Source organism: Fictibacillus sp. 23RED33, from assembly GCF_015903925.1.
GTDB lineage: Bacteria > Bacillota > Bacilli > Bacillales > Fictibacillaceae > Fictibacillus > Fictibacillus phosphorivorans.
In genome coordinates this window covers 1,381,823-1,403,119 of record NZ_JACZDX010000001.1, presented here as the reverse complement: position 1 = coordinate 1,403,119, position 21,297 = coordinate 1,381,823, and the positions used below count along the sequence as shown (strand labels likewise).

Sequence of the window (21,297 nt, the reverse complement as noted above, 5' to 3'; positions counted from 1 at the left end):
AACCTCCAAATCCTATGAGTTATGTCGGATTTAAAGCATTATACTATGAATCCATAAATATGAAAAGTTATTTCGATTTATTCCACTATTGTCCATGTCGAAAAAGTGAGATCTTTCATTAAATAATATGAATAGGGATGAAGGGAGACTGCAAAATGGCTAAAAGAAGAAATAGATTTCATACAGATTGCTTTTCTTGCGATGACGATTTACAAAGAGCAGGATTGGGAGTTGTTTCCAGGTGAATCAGTTTCAATCGTCTTACGATCAATTACGCCGTTAATTTCTGCAGGGACGATTACAATCAATACAGCCTCATTGTTTATTTCACCGACACCAACCATTGAAGGGTTCAGAGAAGAGTCATCGAATTGTTGTATCGAATCAAGCATTCATCATTGTAAGAAAAGTAGTTTGTTTGGTGGTCAGAGAAATTCGCAGTATAGAAAAAGATAATAAAATTTTGCTGCGTCTTGAAGTGAATTTTAAGATGTGGCAAATTACATAGCTTAACATCTAAAAATTTTCGTTTTCATCTCACTATCTTAAGTAATCTTTGGTTTTGATACTTGTTTCATTATGTTTTACATAGTTACCGAGAATAGATATTACGTTAACTAGTTAAAAATAATTAACTTACTATTGATTATTTAAATGAACACTTTCCTCTTGTTATGTGTCTTTCAAAATACAAACACCAATCCAAAAGTTGCGATTGGTGTTTTCTTAACTAAATTTTCTTTTCATTACATACAGAATTGAATTTCAGTTGAAACTCTTCATCGGATTTTAGGATCTTTTTGTGAAAAACTTACCAATTGCAAATCTTTTGGCAAACAACCATCTGCTGCAAAAATACCTAATACATATGCCATAGATGACCATGTTTTGAAGTAATTTTCATTCACTGTATAACGACTCAACCAACTGCTGTGTGGTTGTCTTTCAACGTTATGTTGTTGCAGAACTCTATTGATATATCTTGCTGTCACATTTGCCTCTAAAGCGATCTCCGCTTTGATAACGTTCAATAATGGTAGTAATACTCATGGTGCACTTCTTTTTTCGCATACCAATCTACTTCTTTATTCACTTACTTTTATTAAAGCGAACACTTGTTCTCCAGTCGGGTTTTTGGCACTTTTGCACACAAAAAGACGCTATCTCAAATGATAGCGTCTAGAAATAAGCTTTATTTCATTAACTTTTTAATGATTTTCAAGCCGAGTTTTGCGTTCGGGTATCGAAAACTAAAGTCGAATTTGTTCGTTTGATTGAGCACACTTTTGTTATGAGAAAACGCCACGAAACTGGATTCACCATGATAACTTCCAATCCCGCTCTCTCCTACTCCACCAAACGGCAGATATGGTGTGGCGATGTGCATCAATGTATCGTTGATCGATCCACCACCAAATGAGATGTTACTCACTACTTTTTCTTCAGTATCTTTGTTAATCGTAAAAAGGTATAGTGCGAGTGGTTTTGGACGTTCTACAACAAATTCGATTACTTCTTCAATATTTTCGTATTCCATGACTGGAAAGATGGGTCCAAAGATTTCATCAGTCATAACAGGTGATGAAGTGTCAGATGGTGCTATTAAAGTTGGTTCAATCTTTTCACTGATTTCATCGTATCGACCACCGAAAAGTATTTCTCCTTCTGATAAGTAACCTTTTAAACGATTAAAATGACGATCATTTACGATCTTACCGAATTCTTCGTTTTGCAGTGGGTTTTCTCCGTAAAATTCTTTGATTACTTCTTTAAATGTCTCAATGAATGGTTGACGTATGTTTTTGTGTAGATAGATATAGTCTGGTGCTATACATGTTTGTCCAGCGTTCGTGAACTTACCGAACGCTATTCGCTTTGCAGCAAGCTTAAGGTCTGCTGTTTCATCTACAATACAAGGGCTCTTACCACCTAGTTCTAATGTGATAGGAATAAGTCTCTTACTTGCCGCTTCCATCACAATTTTACCTACAGGTACGCTGCCTGTGAAGAATATATAATCCAATGGTTGATCGAGCAAGATCTGATTGGTTTCAACTCCGCCTTCTACGACTGCAATAAAGTCAGGATGATAGTATTCTTTGATCAATTCATCCAATAGTTTTGACGTTTGTGGAGTAAGTTCGGATGGTTTTAAAATAGCCGTATTACCAGCTGCGATAGCACCGATTAATGGAGCAAGTTGCAGTTGGAATGGATAGTTCCAGGGTGCGATGATTAATGTTACGCCATAAGGTTCGGCGATGGTATACCCTTTTGAGCCAATATGGGTTTTTGCTGTTTTTACTTTTTTAGGTTCCATCCATTTTTTGAGATGTTTTTGAGTGTGACGAATCTCTTCTAATAAAAAGCCAATCTCCGTTGTATAGGCTTCTGCTTCAGATTTATTTAAATCTGTCTTTAATGCATGAAGAATCTTCGCTTCGTTGTTTCTAACAAGCTTTGAAAGGTTGTTTAAAGCTTTCATACGGAAATCATATGATCGAGTTACACCGCTTCGAAAGTAAGTTCTTTGAGCAAGTACAAGTTTATCAATTGATTCCTTTGTGCTATCTTTCATCGTGTTTGGCTGATTCAAGCTTTACGCCTCCTACAACATAAAATTAAGTGTTTAAACTTATGAACATGTATTAGTGAAATCACTATAATATGTTTATGATAGGTAGTCAATCATTTTGACTTTCTCATTTATTATAATGATACATTACTAAAATAACCTTTAAAAAAGAGAACTAAACAAAAAGACCCTCTCCATGTAAAAGAAAGGGTCTGCTTAATTTGTATTTAGTCTTGAGGAACGGCAGAAACTTGCCACTCTACACCATATTTATCTGTTACTTGGCCATACGATGGACTCCAGAATGTTTCTTGTAAAGGCATTGTCACTTTACCCTCTTTAGAGAGTTTCTCAAAAACTTGTTTGGATGAATCCACTGAATCGATTTGAATCGCGATGGTTACTTGATTTCCAATGTTATAAGGCATCCCTGGAAAATTATCAGAAAGCATCATAACAGTATCGCCTACTTTAAATTGAGCGTTCATTACGCGGTCCTTTGCTTCTTCTGGAAGTGGATGATTAGGATCCTCTGGCATCTCTCCGAATGTTTGAAGTGAGATAAGCTCTGCGTTAAAAGCGTCTACATAAAACTCTACTGCTTCTTTTCCGTTTCCATTTGTTACTACATAAGGATTCACTGCTACAATCATTTTTTAGCACCTCATCGTCTCATTTTTTCGACACAAGAACATTTGTTCGTTTTTATTGTATCAAACTTTATTTATCTTTGCTACAATTTTTATATTTCTACTAAAACTGATTTACACCTTCTTATCCATATAAAAAAGAGAACCATTTAGGCTCTCTTTACTCTTCTTTATTTTAAATCAATACTATAAATTCCAAATCCGTTTGCGTCTGTTTTGTTCGTGTATTGAATCTTGCCAGTCTCACTTGTATATTTTTGACCGTTCGGTGACGATAAGAACGTTACGTTAGCATTTCCGCCAATCGGAGCAATCGACCAATTATTGTCCGCAGTTGGTGTGATCTCTTTCATCTCTGTAATGTAATCCATTAAGATCTGACGGTTCTCATCAGCAGAGTCAACTATATATTCGCTGCCTTTTACACCTGGGAAGTTTCCGCCGCCACCCGCTCTGTAATTGTTAGTTACTACAATAAAATCTTGGCTAGGATCGACTGCTTTTCCATCGTACGATAGATTCACGATACGATTGCTATCAGCATTGATCACTGTTCCGTTTTTGTCATATTTAGGAGCTTTCGTTACATCTACTTGATAATGAACGCCGTCGATTACATCAAAGTTATAAACAGGGAAACCTGCATCTAAGAGTTCTTGTGCTTCTGTTTTGTTAGGATCGATCGTCTTAAATTTACCAGCGGACATTTCTAACCACTCTTTTACAACAGATCCTTTTACTTTAAGTGCTTTTAACGTGTTGTCATACAGGTAGAGGTCACCTGCACTGCGAATCGTTAGTGGTCCTTTTTGAATCTCAGTAAATTCACTAACGCCATTTCTTCCTGCTTTAAATGGTGCTCCAACGGAAAGAATAGGAAGATCTTTGTATTCTGGTTTGTTTAACGAGATGTATTTTTCTACGTACCATTTCTGAGCATTCGTTACGACTTGAACAGATGGGTCATCTTGAACGAGTGCAAAGAAGCTATGAATATCGTCTGTCGTTGAACCGATTGGTGTGTTTACGTACTTGATCGTTGCATCATGTACATTTTTTACAGTCTTCACCACTTTTTCGTCTGGTTTAACGGTAGCTGCACTTCTAACTGAAGACTGAGAAGAAACGACTTTCCATCTTCCACGATCTTGTTGAAGGGTTAAGTCGATCAGACCAAGTGATCCTCCGCCATATCCTGCTTGTACAGCTGGCACACCGTTAATCGTACCTTTCGCATTATCAATCCCAGGAAGAATATTGCCCTTAGCATCTTTAAACAACGCATCTAATGATTTCTCATCAGCTGCTGGGAATATTTTATGTGTATGTGAGAATGTGATGGCACTGATCCCTTTTACTTTGCTGAGGGAATAGATAACATCTTCTGTGTTCGCTTCACTTCCGTTAAAGCCAGAGTGAGCTTGTGCGATGATAATATCTGCACCTTTTTTCTTCATCTGCGGGATAAACTTTTCTGCACTTTCAATGATATTCTTCGTAATTACTTTCCCATCAAGGTGTGATTTATCCCATTCGTTGATCTGCGGTGGCACGAAACCAATATAACCAATTTTCAAAAGCTTCGGTCTGCCGTATTCATCTCTAACGAATTTCTTTACAATTTTGTATGGTGAGTATTTGTTTACATCATTTTTAGGATTATTATCATGATCATCCACGTACACGTTAGCGTTTACAAAAGGAAAGTTAGCATCATCGTACGTTTCTGCTAAAAAATCAAGTCCGTAATTGAACTCATGGTTTCCTAGTGTTGCCATATCATAATCCATAAGATTCATAGCTGCGATGGCCGGATGAACTTCCCCGTCTTTTAATGGAGCGATCTTTGCTTTATATGTGCCGAGTGGTGTACCTTGGATGAGGTCTCCATTATCGACTAACACACTGTTCTGACTGTACTTTAAATCTTCTCGAGCTGTCTTAACAAGTGTAGCTGTCTTTGCTAAACCAACGTTTTCAGATGCTGCATTTTTGTAATAATCGAAGTTAAGTAGGTTTGTATGAATATCTGTTGTTTCCATGATTCTGAGGTTAACTTTACTTTTGTGTTTTGCTGGCATTTTAGCGATGGCTTGGCCAGCTAAAGGTGAACTTAATAGACTGATAGCTAAAGTAAGTGAAGCTACTTTCTTAACATTTTTATTCACAACAATAACCCCTTTATTTCATATGATTGAGACTAACTGGTCAGATCAAGGAGGATCATCTGTTACTTCGAATATATGCCTCCTTTAGCTACGTGCCTTTAGAAGCATCTTCCACTTCAATCAACTGTGGATGAGGCGAAAAACAAAAGCTATTCAAAGCAACTTACATGAATTATCCGAAAATCCTAACATTTTGGTCCCAAGGAAGATTATAATCTTCCTTTTCTGATAATACTAGCTTGTTTTTTCAAGATTCTGTGCATTTCTACACAACGTGTATCTTTTCATCGTATAAATATAGTATAGTAATCTTGTATCATCCATTAACTTCCATTGAGTGAATTGAAAGGAATGAAGAAAATGGCAAAATCAAAAGCAAAGAAAATAAGAGAAAGAAGTGTTCGTGAAGGAAAACGAAATCCTATTCTGGAAAGAAGTGCTTTTGCACATCCCGAGATGTATAATTTGATGACATCGAAGAGAACAAAATCGAAAAAGGAAAAATTAGACCACATCAAACATAAGAAGCGGCTATCATCCACTGGTTTCAGTGAGGATCATAGCCGCTTCTTCGTTTATACCGCTTCCTTCTGGCTTTTTTGCACGTGAGAAACGATCACTTTTTTAGACTTGGTATTAAATAAAAGATTTAATGTAACAGCCATCAAACTCCCAGCTACGATTCCATTTTCTGTGAGAATCTGAATACTCTCAGGAAGACTTTTGAAAAGTTTAGGTTCAACCGTTACGCCTAATCCCATACCTACGGAACAAGCAATAATGAGAAGATTTTCTTGTTTGGCAAGGTTTACTTCACTGAGCATTTTAATACCTGAAGCAAACACCATCCCAAACATGGCAACCATCGCTCCGCCCATTACGGCTGTTGGAATTAATGTTGTAAGTGCAGCAACTTTTGGCATCAAACCAAGGAAGATTAACATACCTCCTGCAACATAGATTACCTGCTTTGCTTTAACGCCAGATAACTGAACAAGTCCGACGTTCTGTGAATATGTCGTATAAGGAAAGGCATTAAAGATTCCACCTAATATAATAGCAAGTCCTTCCCCTCTATATCCTTTTGTTAAGTCTTTCGGTGTTAAATCTCTATCACATATTTTACCTAAAGCCATAAACACCCCTGTAGACTCAATCAAACTTACGATTGCAACTAAAATCATTGTGATGATCGCACCGATTTCAAAGGTTGGAACTCCAAAATAAAAGGGTTTTGGCATATGAACCCATGAGGCGTCCATGACTGGTGTGAAATTCACTAAACCGAGAAATGATGAAGCAAGAGTTCCGGCAATTAGACCTAATAGAATAGATACGGATCGAATGAAACCTTTAGAAAAACGATATAAAAGGAGGATGAATGCTAAAACGCCAAAAGAAAGAATTAAGTTTTGTGGTGAGCCAAAGTTTTCGCTTCCCGCTCCACCCGCCATGTCTTTGATCGCGACTGGGATTAAAGTTATTCCAATTATCGTAACTACGGTTCCGGTAACGATTGGAGGAAACAGCTTAAGAATTTTTCCGAACGCTCCAGCAAAAATAACAACGAACAATCCTGCCGCAATAATAGAACCATAAATGGCACTCATCCCATACTGTCCACCAATCGCGATCATTGGCCCTACAGCTGTAAACGTACAGCCTAAAACAACAGGAAGACCTACTCCAAAGAAACGATTCTGCCAAACTTGTATAAGAGTAGCTAATCCACATGTTAGTAGATCGATGGCAACTAAATAAGCTAGTTGTTCAGGAGATAATTTTAAAGCACTTCCTACGATTAGTGGTACGATAACCGCTCCTGCATACATTGCTAGAACGTGTTGTATACCTAGAGAAACCACTTTACCCTTCTTCATGAAGACATCACCTCAGATTGGATGAACGTTATCCCATTTGTGTTCATTTCTTTAACTCTTGCGATCGATTCAACACGATATCCTTTTTCCTCAAGTTTTTGACGACCGACTTGAAACGATTTTTCGATTACGATCCCAAAACCGGCTATTGTAGCATCTGCTTGGTTAACAAGGTCTGCCAGACCAAGAGCTGCTTCACCGTGTGCTAAAAAGTCATCGATGATCAGCACGTTGTCACCTGGTTGGATAAATTTCTTTGCAACGGAAATCTCGTTCTGCTCTTGTTTTGTGAAAGAATAAACACTTGAAGTTAATAGTCCTTCTGTTAAGGTTAACGATTTCTTTTTACGAGCAAAAACAACAGGAACGGAAAGTTTTAATCCTGCGAAAACGGCAGGTGCTATACCGGACGATTCGATCGTTACTATTTTTGTTATTCCTTCACTGATAAATCGATCCGCTAATTCATTACCAATTTGAACCATGAGTTCAGGATCGATCTGATGATTCAAAAACGAGTCTACTTTTAAAACGGACGAGGATAAAACAATACCTTCATCACAAATTTTCTTTTCTAAAAAATTCATTTTCCCACCTCATACTTTTTTATTAAATACAAAAAACCGGAGAACTCCTTCTCTCTGATCGAGTGAAGCAATTCTCCGGTATAACAAAATCGGAACACATAAATAGCCCAATACATCTTGAAATACAAAATGCATGGAAAGTTTGCGTCACTCGTAGTCAAACCCTTAACGGGGGCTTGGTAGAAACTTGCAGGCCATATCCCTGCGATTATACGAGCTTTATGAAGTTAACTCACATTATACGATAAAGGTCTGAAAATGAAAACCTCTTTATGTGACTTTACTTTAATGAAGTGACTTATTTATAATCCGTACTTTGTTGGATGGTTTCGTAAACTCTTTTTCCGATTAACGCATAGCCCTTTTCGTTAGGATGAAGTTTGTCAGAGAAATAATCACGTTTATTTTTGTCGATAAAAAGGTCATCAGTGCGTATATAAGCAGTATTTTTATTTTTCTTCGTAACTTCTTTTGTGGATTGATTCCAATTTGATACGGCTTCGTTAACGACCGACATATCACTCCATTCAGCTTTAGGGTTATAGATACCTAATATATAAATGGTCTTCGGGTTCTCTTGATTTTGTACATTTTGAATGATTTGGTTCAAATTTTCTTTGTAGATTTCCTCGTTGGCTGCTAGCTCTTCTTTGTTAAATTTGGTCAATAAATCCGTACTTTTCAAAAAATCATTCGTACCTATATTTATAAAAATCACATCTGAGCTTTTAGCCGTGTTTGCTATCTCAGGATTACTCAGCCGCTTAAGTAGATCTGTGCTGGTATCATTTGGAACTCCAAAGTCATGTACAACGAGGTGTTTGTTTAAATCTTCTTCATACCGCTCTTCCACATCTCCTATATACCCATTATCCTTTGTATCACCTAATCCGTATGCGAGTGAATCTCCAAGAGCCGTTACTTCCATTTCTTTTGAGTTAAAGGAGTATACGCCAAAAGCAACGCCTAACACGACAATCATACACGCTGCTATAATCAATGATATTTTCTTCATGTTTCAACCTCCGACTTCTAGTTGTTTATTCTAAGTATGTATCAGGGGGGATTTCTTTAGACCCTTTGGCATTATTGGTATTCATACCTGTTTTGATTAACTTTTAAACAAAACAGGTACACACCTCTTGCAAAATGGACTAAAAAAAGACAACATAAATAGTTCATGTTGTCTAAGTAGATTATGTTAACTTTTGTGATATCAAATCTGCTACAAGAATATAGCGCTCAGGTGATGCACCAATAAAATTAAAAGGATAGCATGTTGAAACAGTTAATGTTGCTCTTGGTTTAGGAACAATTACTGTTCTGTCATCTTTGTCTACGATGCGCACATTGCGAATTTTATAGGTAAAGGTTCCCGCTGAGGTTTTCACAATCAGCGTATCCCCCTTTCCTACTTCACCAAGCTTTCGAAAAACCGTATCTCGGTGTCCAGATAGAACAGCATTGTCTTGTTCTCCTGGTAATACACTTTTCTCGAAATGACCTACACCTCTTTCTAATTCTTCTTCATCTGTTCCATGAAAAATAGGAAGTGTAGCATTTAATTTTGGTATGAGTAGGTTACCAATATTCTCACCTTTTTTCGGTCTTACCGAATAGAGTGTTTCCTCCTGATCAGAATGCTTTATGTGTATTTTGGATGGCTTTTCTGAACTCTTTCCGATCTGTGTCTGGCTTGTTTGAAAGAGCATGTATCCTTTAATAAATGTATAAGCGTTTGTAGTACTAAACCAAAAACCAAGCAATATTAAAACAAGTGAAAAAATAAGAAGTGTCGTTCGAATGCTACTTCTCGTTTTCATTAGATCCCTTTTACCCGAAATCTTCTAAATAAGAATATTCCTGCCGCTAAAATACCTAGACCCATTAAAGTATTCTCTAGATGGTTTGTTGCGGTTGTTGGAAGTTTTCCGCCTTTCACTGTTTTTACAGGTGGACTCGCTTTAGTCGGAGTTGCAGAGACAATCTTTTCAACTTTTTGAATATCTTTACCTGTTTCTTGAATCATTTCAGAGCCAAACATCTCAGCTGTGATTCGAATATCAGCTAATAACTCACCATTTAGATTATAAACTTCCATGATAAGATCATTTCCATTTGTCGTTTCCATCGTCATCAATGTATCCATCGACACAGGTTGTTTTTGTCCATCTACAACTAGATAGTATTTTGTTTCAAGTTGTAACAGCTGCTTCATCTCAGAAAAGATGGATAATAGTTCAGCAACTTGTTCAGAAGTAAGTTCATCAGCAGTTTCAAAATCATCAAATGCCATCATTCTTTCGGCAAGTACCATCATTTGATCAAGAAATTCTGGATCTTCCCAATTAAGAGTTTCCATATGAGTTAAAAGCTTCTCTATTTCTTCCTCTGTTAAACCAATCTCTGTAAATAGATCCTCGATATCATCACCCATATAGTCATCGCCATTTATATAGAAATCAACGGCTCCTTCAAGATCTTCAATGTATTCGTAATTTTCTCTTGCATCATCATTTTCTTTTAATAAAGCGTCCAGTTCCGCGAGAGAAGCTAAGTTGTAATCTCTTAATAATTGTTGAAGATTTTCATCATTAATAAGAGTTCCTTCCCAGTCATCTCCATTGATATAATAATCAACAGACCATTCTAGGTGTTCGATATATTCATAGTTGTCACGTGAATCATCGTTCTCTTTTAATAAAGCATCCAGTTCTTCAATGGATTTTAAATCGTAATCACTTAACAACTTTTGGAGATTAATGTCATCTATAGGTGTGCCGATCATAAAATCAACTTCCTCAAACAATTCCTCTTCAAAGATAATATAAGTTCCGTCAAGAACGTCTTGTCCTTCTTCTATATTTCCATATTCAACAAGAAGTTCATTGAGTCTATCACGACTGATGTCAAACTCTTTTAACACTGCTTGAACACCTTTTTCTGATAAGGGTGTACCAAGTTCATCGACAGAATCAAATTCTCTTAATGCCCACTCTTTACTGTCTAGATAAGCAACAAAATCCTTCGAGTTCCAACCAATCTCTTGTAAGAACGCTTTATACTCTTTGTCGTTTGCATTTATCGCGAACGCTGACAACGGCAAGATGCCGAGGCTAATCGTAATAGCCAATAAGAAAGTTACAACCTTTTTCATCCCTGACCCCCAGAAAACTAGTTTAGTATAATTTCTAGAAAATTATACTGCCAAAATCTGCTTTTGCATACAAGTTTTTTTAGAATTAGTTTTTGTAACCTTCAGGTGCTATGCATAATCTAAAAGACATAAAAACATAATGTTCGATATTTCTTCATTGTAAATACCGTCAACTTTGTTTACGATAAAAGTAACTTCTTTTTATTTAGTAAAAATTCTACGAGGTGAACAATGGGTAAACAAAAAAAGAATAAGGCTTATGTAAACAGCTCAAAGAACAAGAACAACTCTTCTCCTGTTTGGCTTTTTTGGACGATTGGTATTTTGACTCTAGGATTGATCATTTTTCTGTTCAGCGGTGTACTTGATAATAATGATACGTCTACAGCTGATATATCCTATGAAAACCAGCCTTACTTAGGTGAGAAAGATGCGACAGTTAACATTATTGAATTTGGAGATTACAAGTGTCCCGCATGTAAAAACTTTAATGAGTCATTTTTCCCGCTTATTGATAAAGAACTGATTCAAACAGGGAAAGTGAAATTTTATTTTTTAAACTATCCGTTTATTAATGTAGATTCTGAACGCTCAGCTATATTTGCGGAAACTGTTTATAAGGAATTAGGAAATGAAACGTTTTGGAAGTTTCATAAGACGCTATATGAAAAGCAACCTGACGATCAGAGTCTAGAACGACAGGACATTTTTACAGAGAAATTCTTAACAGAAACACTTGGTGAAGTGACTTCAGATGAAGATGTTAAGAAAGTTACTGAAACATGGGAGAACAAGGACAATGAAAAAGCGCTGAAAACAGATGAAGCACTAGTAAGTGAACTTGGTGTAACGAGTACGCCAACATTATTTGTTAATGGTAAAAAGTTTGAAGGTACCTCTTTAGAAGATTTAAAGGAAATGGTTGATGATGCTTCAAAGGAGAGTAAATAAAGGTGGGTAATAAACCTTTATTAATCGCTTGGCTTGCTTCGATCGTTTCCATGGTAGGAAGTCTGTTTTTTAGTGAAGTCATGAAGTTTGTGCCATGCAATTTTTGCTGGTATCAACGGATTTTGATGTATCCGTTAGTCATTCTTCTAGGTGTTGCCTTTTATCAACAAGATCATAAAGTCACACGTTATGCCCTGCCTTTATCCACTTTGGGCATCATCGTTTCAGGCTATCATTATGCGCTTCAAAAAATTCCTGCATTAAAAGCTTTTGAAGTGTGTACATCTGGTGTTCCATGTTCAGGTCAGTATATTAACTGGCTAGGATTCATCACGATTCCACTACTTGCGTTCGTTGGATTTACGATCATCACGATCTGTATGTTATGGATGAGAAAGCAATCGAATTAATCGGTTGCTTTTTCTTTTTGCTCTGACAATAAAAAAGAGCCAGTCCTGTAATAGAAACTGACCCTTTATTTATATAGAATTATTGTAAATCAACGTTATGATACACTTGCTGCACGTCTTCTAGATCTTCTAAAGCATCGATCAATTTCTCAAATTGACTTTGTGATTCTTCAGTGAGTTCCACATCGCTTTGTGCAAGCATCGTAAGTTCTGCTACTGAAAACTCTGTTATACCCACATTCTTAAATGCTTCTTGCACAGCATGAAACTGATCAGGTTCAGCATAAACAATAACAGATTCATCCTCTTCGATCACATCTCGAACATCTAGGTCTGCTTCCATCAACAGCTCCAATACATCATCTGCTGACTTTCCTTCTAGACCAATTACAGCGGTTGCATCGAACATGTATGATACTGCACCAGAAACACCCATGTTTCCATTATTTTTATTAAAAGCAGAACGCACTTCAGCTACTGTTCGATTGACATTATTCGTCAAAGTATCCACAATTATCATCGATCCGTTCGGACCAAAACCTTCATAACGAAGCTCGTCATAGTTCTCGTCTGAACCGCCTTTCGCTTTTTCAATCGCACGGTCGATGATGTTTTTAGGAACGCTATATGTTTTTGCTCGTTCTAAAACGACTTTTAAAGACTGATTGGATTCTGGATCAGGCTCTCCTTGTTTTGCAGCCACATAGATTTCACGACCGAACTTTGCATAAATACGGCTCGTATTTGCGTCTTTTGATGCTTTTTTCTCTTTAATATTATTCCATTTACGTCCCATATTGTTCACTCTCTTTCAACTTTAAATCTATGTAGAACATTATACATCAACTTAACTAATTTTTAGTAGTATAAGAATCAAAACAAAAGCAACCCGATAAACAGGTCGCTCTGAACTATAGTCCATATTTGTAGATTCTTTCTGGTCTGCCTACACCTCCATAAGTGATGTCCGCTTTTGCTTTTTGTTCTGACACGAGATACTCTAAGTAGCGTCTTGCCGTTGTTCGACTAACTCCGGTACGCTGTCCAAGGTCTTCTGCAGTAAAGCCTTTTTGATGGTGCATCAATATGGACAAGATCTTTTCAAGTGTAATAGGATCGATGCCTTTAGGGAGTAAGTATGGTTCCATCTCGACCTTCTCGCGTTTTAATAAAGAATCGATCATATTTTGATTGACTTCTTTATCTGCTGACAGTTGAGAGATAGATCGCTTATAATCGTTAAATTGTAATAAAGTATCTTTAAACCGCTGAAAGATGACGGGCTTTACTATGTAATCAAAAATCCCATCTTCAAGAGCAACCTTTAGCGTTTTCACCTCTGTTGCCGCTGTTACCATGATGACTTCGATCCCTCGAAATTCACTCCTAATCCATCTTAGTAGATCTAGTCCATTCATATCTGGAAAATAAATATCTAAGATTACTAAGTCAGGTCTTAAAATCGAAATCTGTTCTTTTGCCTCTTCCTCGTTTAATGCTATGCCACATACCGAAAAACCTTCTACTTTTTCAACAAATTTTTTGTTGATCTCGGCAATGCGAATGTCGTCTTCAACGATAAAAACTTCCCATGAACTCATGATGTCTTTCCTCTATTCTTTTGGGATTATTACAGTGAAAAGCGTTGTTCCCGCTTTTGTTCTCTCAAAAAAGATATGACCGTCTAATACTTCCACAGCTTGGTTGATTAGATATAAACCATACCCGCGATTCTGTCCTTTTGTAGAGAATCCCTTTTTATATAACATATTAGCGATATCTCCAGGAATTCCTTCTCCATTATCTTCAACTTCAATGATCAGCTGTTCTCCAAAATCAGAAAGATTGATTGTTACTATTGGGTCATATGTTCCTGACTCTATTACAGCTTCCATGCTATTATCTATTAGATTACCTATGATTGTAACTAGTAATTGTCTGTCGATTGAGTCTGGAATATCTTTTAGGTGACTTGAAGGATCAATCGAAAATTCTACTCTTAGCTCATTCGAACGATTGAACTTACCAATTAATAGACCACCTATATAAGGATCAGAAATATGCTTCATAATAAATTGTGTAAAATGATGATGAACATTTGATTCTTTTGTAATAATATCTTGTGCCTCCTGATAAGAACCTAGCTGAATAAGTCCGGATATTAAATACAGTTTATTTGAAAATTCGTGTGTTTGAGCTCTTAAGCCCTCACTATAGCTTTTCACTTGCGCAAGTTCTTCACTTAATCGATAAAGCTCATCTCTGTTTCTAAATGTCGCTACCGCCCCAATGACTTGATTATGATCATCTAGTATTGGAATACGATTCGCGATAACTTTCGTGTTTCCGAGTTTCATCTGTTCGTCAAATTCATTTCTTCCAGAAGCAATAACATCAAGTAATCTTGTATTCGGAATAGCTTTTAACACATTTTCACCCAATAACCTCTCACTTTCTGTTTGTAGCATCTGAAGTGCAGTGTGATTGGCAAGGGTTATTTCACCTTCTCGATTAACAGCAATGACCCCTTCTCTAATCGCTTCTAAGATTGCGCTTTTTTCTTTGTATAACAATCCGATCTCTTTTGGTTCTAATCCATGGGTGGCTCTTTTTACTCCTTTTGCAATCAGTACAGAACCGAGTGTTCCTAGCAACAAGGTAATCGTGCCTATAATGATTATTTTTATTTTATACGGCCAAATGTCCTCTTTGATCTGATCAGTTAGAAAACCTACTGATACCAATCCAATGATTTCGCCGTCATTATTTATAACGGGTGATTTCCCTCTTACAGCTGGACCAAGTGAGCCTGTTGCTTCAGTGATACTCGGTTCACCAGATAAAGCTTTTTGGTTGTCACCACCAACCATCTTCTTACCGATTCGTTCTTTAATGGGGTGTGAATAACGAACACCTTCTTTGTTTCCAACTACGATGTAATGAGCCCCTGTTTTCTTTCTGATTTTCTCTGCATAAGGCTGGATTGTTTCAGAGGGATCATCACTTTCAAACGCATCAATAACAAGTGGATTGTTACTTACTGCATAAGAAACACTTAGTGCCCTCTCCCCAATTTGACTCTTCATCGTGTCTTCAAACATATTCTGAAAGATAAGTGCTAAAATCGTGACCACAATAAAAATTAGGGAACAGCTGATGAGAATTAATTTTGTTTGCAGTTTCATAGTTTCCCTCCGTAAAAATAGAAAAGACTTTCTTAGAATAGAAAGTCTTCTCTACGTATCAAGTCTTATCCTTCAACGTTCACAACAACATTTTTTCCTTTTAATCGCAGAAAGAATGGAACGAGAATCCATAATACCGCGCAAACCAAGAAAAATGCAGAAATGGGTTGTTGAACAAATACCATAAAATCACCGTTTGATGTTGTTAATGCACGTCTCATATTGTTTTCAATCATTGGTCCTAGTACTAAGCCGAGTACAAGAGGAGCAATCGGATAGTCATTCTGTGCTAAGAGATATCCAGCAAGTCCAAAGCCGATCAATAAAAACAGATCGAACGTCGTTACTTGTACGGCGTAAACACCAAAGACAGAAATAGCAATAATAATAGGCAGCAAATATTTCGCAGGTGTTTCAATAATTTTCGCAAAAACCTTAACAAGCGGCATATTAAGGATGAGAAGCATCAAGTTTCCGATAAACATCGAAGCGATTAACCCCCATGCTACGTCCGGATGATCACTAAATAATAAAGGACCTGGCTGTACGTTATACATGATAAGAGCTCCCATAAGAATCGCTGTCGTTCCTGAACCAGGAATTCCGAGTGTTAATAATGGAATCATCGCTCCTCCAGAAGCTGCGTTATTGGCTGACTCAGGAGCCGCAACTCCAGCTATCGCACCTTTTCCAAACTTCTCAGGATTTTTACTTATCTTCTTCTCAGCGATATATGAAAAGAAAGAAGCAAGTGTTGCACCTGCACCTGGTAAGACACCAATAAAGAACCCTAAGAATGAGCCACGTGCTATCGGCCCGGCACTTTCTTTTAGATCTGCTCTAGAAGGGATAACTCTCCCAACTTTCGCCACCTTTTCAGCCTCTTCTTCATTATGCAGAACAGTCTTAAACACCTCACCCAATGCAAACAAACCAACAGCAACCGTTAAAAATTCAAGTCCTCCAAACAGAACAGGAATGTCATAAGTGAATCGAGCAACACCTGAGACCGCATCGATTCCGATTGTGGCGAGCAAAAGGCCGGTTACGGTCATCATCCATGCCTTCGTAATCGAACCTCCCGCCAAACCGCTAACTGCTGCTAGACCTAACAGCATTAGAGAAAAATATTCAGCTGGTCCGAATTTCAATGCCATCTCTGAAAGTGGTTCAGCTAATAACACCAACCCAATGATAGAAACGATTCCGGCAAAAAATGACCCGATCGCTGCGATTGATAGTGCGGCCCCAGCTCTTCCTTGTCTGGCCATTTGATAACCATCAAGTGTTGTAACGACAGATGAAGATTCGCCAGGTGTGTTTAATAGAATGGATGTAGTAGATCCACCGTACATGGCTCCATAATACACACCCGCTAAAAGGATAATTGAGCTTGTAGCTGCTGCAGAAGGATCCATTCCGCTCGTGAAAGTAGCGGTTACAGGAATTAATAGTGCAACACCACTCATGGGTCCAATACCAGGTAAAACGCCTACTGCGGTTCCAATTAAAACGCCGATAAAAGCAAAGAATATATTTTGCGGCTGAATGGCCGTCTGAAATCCTTGCATTAAAAAATCCATAACACCCATCATTAATCCTCCTAACTAAACCAAATTGGCATTCCAGGCAACGAGCCTTTCAAAACAACAACAAATAAATAATAAACAAAGAATGAGAATGCCAAAGCAATGACTCCATTTTTTATCCAACTTCCTCTTTCCATCGCTTGAAAGGAAACAAACAAAAATAAGAAAGTACTTAAGATATAACCAAGTGTTTCGATGAAACCTGCGTACAGAAGACTTGCGGTCAAGATAATGATAAATCTTTTTATCTGTAAGTTTTCTTTGTCCTTCTTTTCTTTCTGTATGTTTTTAAATGATTCAAGAAAGAGTTTAACGCTTAGTAAGATAAGAATAAGTCCTAAAAGAAAGGGAAAAACGTTAGGTCCGACTTCACTTCCATAAGCACTTTTCGAAATGTTGCGGCTTTCGATTAAAAAAGCTGTTCCAAGTAAAGCAAATAAGATGCTTGCATAACGATCAAATTTTCCTGTTTGCAAAGTACTTCCCTCCTTGTTTGAAAAAAGGAGAAGCACAAATACTTCTCCATGTCATAACTATTTATTCATTCCTAGTGATTTCAAAAGGTCTTCAACTTGTTTTTCTTGCTCTATTAAGAAGGTTTCAAATTCTTTACCATCTTTAAATTCCGCTTCCCAACCGTTCCGCTCTAGCTCGTCCTGCCACTCTTTACTTTCATTTAATTTCTTTAATGTTTTATCCCAATATGCCACTGCACTATCAGACATCTCTTTCGGTCCGAAGACACCTCTCCAAATCGTGAAGTCTGCATCGATTCCAGCTTCCTTAAAAGTTGGAACATCAGCAAGGTCACCTTTTAATCGTTCCGTTGAAGAAATACCAAGCACTTTTACTTTCCCAGCTTTTAAATATTCACCTACCGCAGAAGCATCAGTTGCAATATAATCTGCATTGCCTCCCAATAGGGCTGCAATTGCTTCACCACCGCCATCGTATGAAACATACTTGACTGTTTTTGGGTCAATGTCAGATTTGTAAGCCGGTAGAACAGCTACGAGATGGTCCATGGATCCTGGTGCCGATCCTCCAGCTGCTGTGACAGACTTTGGATCTTTTTTAACAGCGTCCATCAATTCTTTTAGATTGTTGTATTTCGAATCTTCTTTTACAACGATTGCTCCAAAGTCTTTTGTTAATTGGGCAAGTGGTGTAGTATCCTTAAAACCGTATGGACTATTACCTTCTTTTTTCAAGTTGTTGATCAAGATTGGCGGAGAGTTTACATAAAGCTTGTAATCATCTTTTTTATGTTGTGTCGCAAATTCTGCAAGATAAACAGCTCCACCTCCACCAGGTTTGTTTTCAACAGTCATCGTTTGATCAACGGTTTTCGTTTCACCTAGAATTTTGGTCAGTGAGCGCGCTGTTAGATCCCAACCACCTCCAGCACCCGACGGAGCAACAACTGTTATTGGTTTTTTCGGATAATCGGATTCTCCAGCATTTGACCCAGACGTACTACAAGCTGTAAGTGAAGATAAGATAACGCCTGCTATAAGCCATTTTTTCCATTTCTTTGTTTTCATCATGTTCACATCCCCTTCTTAATGTTAGCGCTTTCATTTACTTTTCATAATCCTAACATTCAGATTTTCAAATGGAAGTTTAACAGCATAAAATGCATTTTGTTCATATTGTTCACGCAAAAAAAAGACCACTAAAAGTATCTTAGTGATCCGTTCATCTATAAGGTATTAACGTCTAGAAGAATTAATATTTCTTCCGTAAAAAATCTCGTCCATTTCTGCATTTATCAACCCTGTGATGTGTTCTTGAGTTTCACTATCAATTTCATCCTTGGTATAACCGAAAAGATAGTTATTGAGTTCAAAATGCTTTAATTTGCACTTCGTATGAAAAATATTCTCCTGATAAATATTTGTATCGATCATTGTATACGCCTTTTTAATATCTGAAGAAAGATAGTTTTGTATTGAATTGATGTCATGATCAATAAACAGCTTGTGACCTTTTATATCTCGTGTAAATCCTCTAACTCGATAATCCATCGTAACAATATCCATATCAAATGAGTTAATCAAATGGTTAAGTGCTTTAAGCGGTGAGATTTCTCCACAAGTAGAAACATCTATGTCCGCTCTAAACGTACTGATTCCTTCTTCTGGATGAAACTCTGGATATGTATGAACCGTTAAGTGACTCTTATCAAGCTGCATCACCACAGACTCTGGCATGGCTGTGGAATTCTCATCAAATGTATCAGTTGGTACTTCAACAATGGGTCCTTCTGAGACAAGTACAGTGACACTGGCTCCTTGGGGTACATAATCTTGTTTCGCTATATTAAGCACATGAGCTCCGATCGTATCGGAGACAGTTTGCAAAATATTCGTAAGCCTTTCCGCGTTGTATTGCTCATCAATATACTCAAGGTAAGCTTCTCGCTCTTCTCTCGTTTTCGTATAACAAACATCATACAGATTAAAGCTAAGTGATTTAGTAAGATTATTGAATCCGTGTAATGTTATTCGTTGATCTGGTGAGATAGACATATGTTAGATTCCCCTTATATTTTTAGACATTCAATATTCATTACAGCAATGATGGAAATATATCTATAATACCCATTTAAATGATTTGAAAAACAGTATGAGGTTGAAAAAGCGTCAACAGTGCTGTGTGATGGTTTGTTTCTGGCCGTAAATTAAGCATGTAAGTGGTGAATCCAAAAGTTTTGACTCTCAATCCACGAGTTCAGGGTGTAAATCCAAAAGTTTCTTACATCAATCCACGAGTTTTTGCTGTTTATCCGCGAGTTTACAATCCTCGACGTTTATCGACACACACCTCTTTGCGATTCAGCTAAAATCCAACATGAAACATAAAAAAAACCTCAAAAGCTAAGGTAGCTTTTGAGGTTTTTTACATTTAGGCTTTCTCAACTTCAGCCACTGGAACAACTTTTTGTCGAATAAGTGGTAGCATCGTTAATATACCGATAGCAAAAAGAAGTGCTGCTCCTTCAAACATCAATACAAGTGAAAATGTTTCTTTTAGCCAACCGGTAATGGACATCGTAAGAACCATAGCACCCATAAATAGTGGATTTAATATTCCGTTCACACGACCTATAAATTTAGCCTCTGTATTCTGGAGAATTAGAGTATTAATACCAATGTGAACACATGGCATGAAAAGACCACTTATGAACTCGGCGGATAAGGTTAACCAAAAATGTTCGGAGAATCCCATAATCATAAATCCGATCGCACTTGCTCCCATTCCTAAAGCCAATAATAATTGTGGCTTTACTTTGCTCGCGATTCCGATGGTTAAACCTCCACCTAAGATCATTCCAGTACCGAATGCAGCCATGAGCCATTGAAGTTCCTCTTTTGGAAGACCAAGTTGTTCTGTAACTAAGAAAACGGTTAACGGCTGTGTCAAACCTAAAGCTAATCCGGCTACGGCGAAACACGCACCTAGTAAGGTTAAAGAGCGTCTGTTAAGGACATAGCTGAACCCCTCTTTCATCTCTAACCAGATCGATGGTTTTTCTTCCGTTTTTTCAACTTCTTCATCAGGAGGAAGTAATAGAAGAATAACGGCAGACAATACGAACGCGATTCCCATAATTGCTATCGCAGCTGTAATACCAAATTGCTGGTATACGTAAGTCCCAAGAATAGGTCCTAGAATCATAAATACAGCAAAAAGTGTTTGATACATCGACATCCCTAATTGGACCATTTCCTCAGGTACATGAATCTTAAATAACTTCATACCCGATGGCTGAGAAAATTGAGACAAGATCGATGAAACGAGCGTTGCAAAAAATATGACTTTCCAGCTTCCAAAAAGCAACGTTAATAATACGACAAAGATAGATACAGCGCTTAATAGATCACACCAAATCATCGTCTTTTTTGGTTTCCATCTATCAGCGAACGTTCCACCAATAAATGAAAACAAAAATATCGGAGCGAATTCTGCTACAGATATTAAAGATACAGCGATTGGATTTTCGTTCGTTTTCTCTATCACATACAATAAGATGGAATAGTTACGAACCCATATCCCAATCTGTAAGAAGAGTACTGAAAAAAGTATGGTACGAATGACTTTGTTTTGAAAAAGCATACCCATCGTAATCTTGGGTTTGTTTT

Annotated in this window: 20 protein-coding genes and 1 riboswitch; of the genes, 3 read left to right on the top strand and 17 right to left on the bottom strand. The window is 37.3% G+C overall.

What is annotated here, in order from left to right; genetic code table 11:
• The first annotated feature begins 201 nt into the window (after positions 1-201).
• Complete coding sequence (locus IHV09_RS07255) at positions 202-456, top strand: hypothetical protein (RefSeq protein ID WP_197263968.1); 255 nt, start codon at positions 202-204, stop codon at positions 454-456.
• A 323-nt stretch (positions 457-779) separates the two neighbouring features.
• Here the strand turns inward: IHV09_RS07255 and IHV09_RS07250 are convergent, their stop codons facing one another.
• From IHV09_RS07250 to IHV09_RS07210, 9 genes are all read right to left on the bottom strand, one after another.
• A complete protein-coding gene (locus tag IHV09_RS07250) occupies positions 780-992 on the bottom strand; it encodes a hypothetical protein (RefSeq protein ID WP_197263967.1) in 213 nt (70 codons plus the stop codon).
• A 200-nt stretch (positions 993-1,192) separates the two neighbouring features.
• Positions 1,193-2,578: an aldehyde dehydrogenase gene (locus IHV09_RS07245; RefSeq protein ID WP_197264156.1), complete on the bottom strand. Its 1,386-nt coding sequence runs from the start codon at positions 2,576-2,578 to the stop codon at positions 1,193-1,195.
• Positions 2,579-2,802: 224 nt separating this feature from the next.
• Positions 2,803-3,228, bottom strand: coding sequence for a VOC family protein (locus tag IHV09_RS07240; protein WP_197127968.1), 426 nt, complete (start codon positions 3,226-3,228; stop codon positions 2,803-2,805).
• A gap of 167 nt (positions 3,229-3,395) precedes the next feature.
• On the bottom strand, positions 3,396-5,393 hold the full coding sequence (locus tag IHV09_RS07235) for a bifunctional 2',3'-cyclic-nucleotide 2'-phosphodiesterase/3'-nucleotidase (protein WP_370568939.1): 1,998 nt from the start codon (positions 5,391-5,393) through the stop codon (positions 3,396-3,398).
• A 575-nt stretch (positions 5,394-5,968) separates the two neighbouring features.
• Positions 5,969-7,273, bottom strand: coding sequence for a nucleobase:cation symporter-2 family protein (locus IHV09_RS07230; RefSeq protein ID WP_197263966.1), 1,305 nt, complete (start codon positions 7,271-7,273; stop codon positions 5,969-5,971).
• Positions 7,270-7,860: a xanthine phosphoribosyltransferase gene (locus tag IHV09_RS07225; protein WP_197127966.1), complete on the bottom strand. Its 591-nt coding sequence runs from the start codon at positions 7,858-7,860 to the stop codon at positions 7,270-7,272. The genes IHV09_RS07230 and IHV09_RS07225 overlap by 4 nt, the downstream gene beginning before the upstream one ends.
• Before the next feature lie 134 nt (positions 7,861-7,994).
• Positions 7,995-8,096, bottom strand: a riboswitch (purine riboswitch).
• Between the two features lie 62 nt (positions 8,097-8,158).
• On the bottom strand, positions 8,159-8,875 hold the full coding sequence (locus IHV09_RS07220; RefSeq protein WP_197263965.1) for a GDSL-type esterase/lipase family protein: 717 nt from the start codon (positions 8,873-8,875) through the stop codon (positions 8,159-8,161).
• Between the two features lie 181 nt (positions 8,876-9,056).
• Complete coding sequence (locus tag IHV09_RS07215) at positions 9,057-9,683, bottom strand: class D sortase (RefSeq protein WP_197127964.1); 627 nt, start codon at positions 9,681-9,683, stop codon at positions 9,057-9,059.
• Positions 9,683-11,017, bottom strand: coding sequence for a processed acidic surface protein (locus tag IHV09_RS07210; RefSeq protein WP_197263964.1), 1,335 nt, complete (start codon positions 11,015-11,017; stop codon positions 9,683-9,685). Before IHV09_RS07210 ends, IHV09_RS07215 begins: the two co-directional genes overlap by 1 nt.
• Before the next feature lie 231 nt (positions 11,018-11,248).
• On the opposite strand from IHV09_RS07210, the gene IHV09_RS07205 reads away from it, so the two are divergent.
• Together IHV09_RS07205 and IHV09_RS07200 are read left to right on the top strand one after the other, a co-directional pair.
• Positions 11,249-11,968 carry a DsbA family protein gene (locus IHV09_RS07205; protein ID WP_197263963.1) on the top strand — a complete coding sequence of 240 codons (720 nt, stop codon included), beginning with the start codon at positions 11,249-11,251 and terminating at the stop codon, positions 11,966-11,968.
• Between the two features lie 2 nt (positions 11,969-11,970).
• Positions 11,971-12,378: a disulfide oxidoreductase gene (locus tag IHV09_RS07200; RefSeq protein ID WP_197263962.1), complete on the top strand. Its 408-nt coding sequence runs from the start codon at positions 11,971-11,973 to the stop codon at positions 12,376-12,378.
• 79 nt (positions 12,379-12,457) lie between these two features.
• Here the strand turns inward: IHV09_RS07200 and IHV09_RS07195 are convergent, their stop codons facing one another.
• From IHV09_RS07195 to IHV09_RS07160, 8 genes are all read right to left on the bottom strand, one after another.
• Entirely contained in the window at positions 12,458-13,174 is a 717-nt protein-coding gene (locus IHV09_RS07195; protein ID WP_197263961.1) for a YebC/PmpR family DNA-binding transcriptional regulator, read from the bottom strand.
• A 115-nt stretch (positions 13,175-13,289) separates the two neighbouring features.
• A complete protein-coding gene (locus tag IHV09_RS07190) occupies positions 13,290-13,979 on the bottom strand; it encodes a response regulator (RefSeq protein ID WP_197191024.1) in 690 nt (229 codons plus the stop codon).
• Between the two features lie 12 nt (positions 13,980-13,991).
• Positions 13,992-15,563 (bottom strand): ATP-binding protein, encoded by a 1,572-nt coding sequence (locus IHV09_RS07185; RefSeq protein ID WP_197263960.1) that lies wholly within the window; start codon positions 15,561-15,563, stop codon positions 13,992-13,994.
• 65 nt (positions 15,564-15,628) lie between these two features.
• Positions 15,629-17,155 carry a tripartite tricarboxylate transporter permease gene (locus IHV09_RS07180; RefSeq protein WP_197263959.1) on the bottom strand — a complete coding sequence of 509 codons (1,527 nt, stop codon included), beginning with the start codon at positions 17,153-17,155 and terminating at the stop codon, positions 15,629-15,631.
• An 11-nt stretch (positions 17,156-17,166) separates the two neighbouring features.
• Positions 17,167-17,628 (bottom strand): tripartite tricarboxylate transporter TctB family protein, encoded by a 462-nt coding sequence (locus tag IHV09_RS07175; RefSeq protein WP_197263958.1) that lies wholly within the window; start codon positions 17,626-17,628, stop codon positions 17,167-17,169.
• Positions 17,629-17,685: 57 nt separating this feature from the next.
• Positions 17,686-18,696 (bottom strand): Bug family tripartite tricarboxylate transporter substrate binding protein, encoded by a 1,011-nt coding sequence (locus tag IHV09_RS07170; protein ID WP_197264154.1) that lies wholly within the window; start codon positions 18,694-18,696, stop codon positions 17,686-17,688.
• 168 nt (positions 18,697-18,864) lie between these two features.
• A complete protein-coding gene (gene speD, locus IHV09_RS07165; RefSeq protein WP_197263957.1) occupies positions 18,865-19,683 on the bottom strand; it encodes an adenosylmethionine decarboxylase in 819 nt (272 codons plus the stop codon).
• A gap of 376 nt (positions 19,684-20,059) precedes the next feature.
• Positions 20,060-21,277: an MFS transporter gene (locus IHV09_RS07160; RefSeq protein ID WP_197128238.1), complete on the bottom strand. Its 1,218-nt coding sequence runs from the start codon at positions 21,275-21,277 to the stop codon at positions 20,060-20,062.
• Positions 21,278-21,297 lie beyond the last annotated feature (20 nt).

Bases quoted from the DNA above. Each gene is read 5' to 3' on its own strand.
- IHV09_RS07255 (WP_197263968.1), top strand. From the start codon at position 202: ATGACGATTTACAAAGAGCAGGATTGGGAGTTGTTTCCAGGTGAATCA.
- IHV09_RS07245 (WP_197264156.1), bottom strand. From the start codon at position 2,578: ATGAAAGATAGCACAAAGGAATCAATTGATAAACTTGTACTTGCTCAA.
- IHV09_RS07240 (WP_197127968.1), bottom strand. From the start codon at position 3,228: ATGATTGTAGCAGTGAATCCTTATGTAGTAACAAATGGAAACGGAAAA.
- IHV09_RS07230 (WP_197263966.1), bottom strand. From the start codon at position 7,273: ATGAAGAAGGGTAAAGTGGTTTCTCTAGGTATACAACACGTTCTAGCA.
- IHV09_RS07225 (WP_197127966.1), bottom strand. From the start codon at position 7,860: ATGAATTTTTTAGAAAAGAAAATTTGTGATGAAGGTATTGTTTTATCC.
- IHV09_RS07220 (WP_197263965.1), bottom strand. From the start codon at position 8,875: ATGAAGAAAATATCATTGATTATAGCAGCGTGTATGATTGTCGTGTTA.
- IHV09_RS07215 (WP_197127964.1), bottom strand. From the start codon at position 9,683: ATGAAAACGAGAAGTAGCATTCGAACGACACTTCTTATTTTTTCACTT.
- IHV09_RS07210 (WP_197263964.1), bottom strand. From the start codon at position 11,017: ATGAAAAAGGTTGTAACTTTCTTATTGGCTATTACGATTAGCCTCGGC.
- IHV09_RS07205 (WP_197263963.1), top strand. From the start codon at position 11,249: ATGGGTAAACAAAAAAAGAATAAGGCTTATGTAAACAGCTCAAAGAAC.
- IHV09_RS07195 (WP_197263961.1), bottom strand. From the start codon at position 13,174: ATGGGACGTAAATGGAATAATATTAAAGAGAAAAAAGCATCAAAAGAC.
- IHV09_RS07190 (WP_197191024.1), bottom strand. From the start codon at position 13,979: ATGAGTTCATGGGAAGTTTTTATCGTTGAAGACGACATTCGCATTGCC.
- IHV09_RS07185 (WP_197263960.1), bottom strand. From the start codon at position 15,563: ATGAAACTGCAAACAAAATTAATTCTCATCAGCTGTTCCCTAATTTTT.
- IHV09_RS07180 (WP_197263959.1), bottom strand. From the start codon at position 17,155: ATGGGTGTTATGGATTTTTTAATGCAAGGATTTCAGACGGCCATTCAG.
- IHV09_RS07170 (WP_197264154.1), bottom strand. From the start codon at position 18,696: ATGAAAACAAAGAAATGGAAAAAATGGCTTATAGCAGGCGTTATCTTA.
- speD (WP_197263957.1), bottom strand. From the start codon at position 19,683: ATGTCTATCTCACCAGATCAACGAATAACATTACACGGATTCAATAAT.
- IHV09_RS07160 (WP_197128238.1), bottom strand. From the start codon at position 21,277: ATGGGTATGCTTTTTCAAAACAAAGTCATTCGTACCATACTTTTTTCA.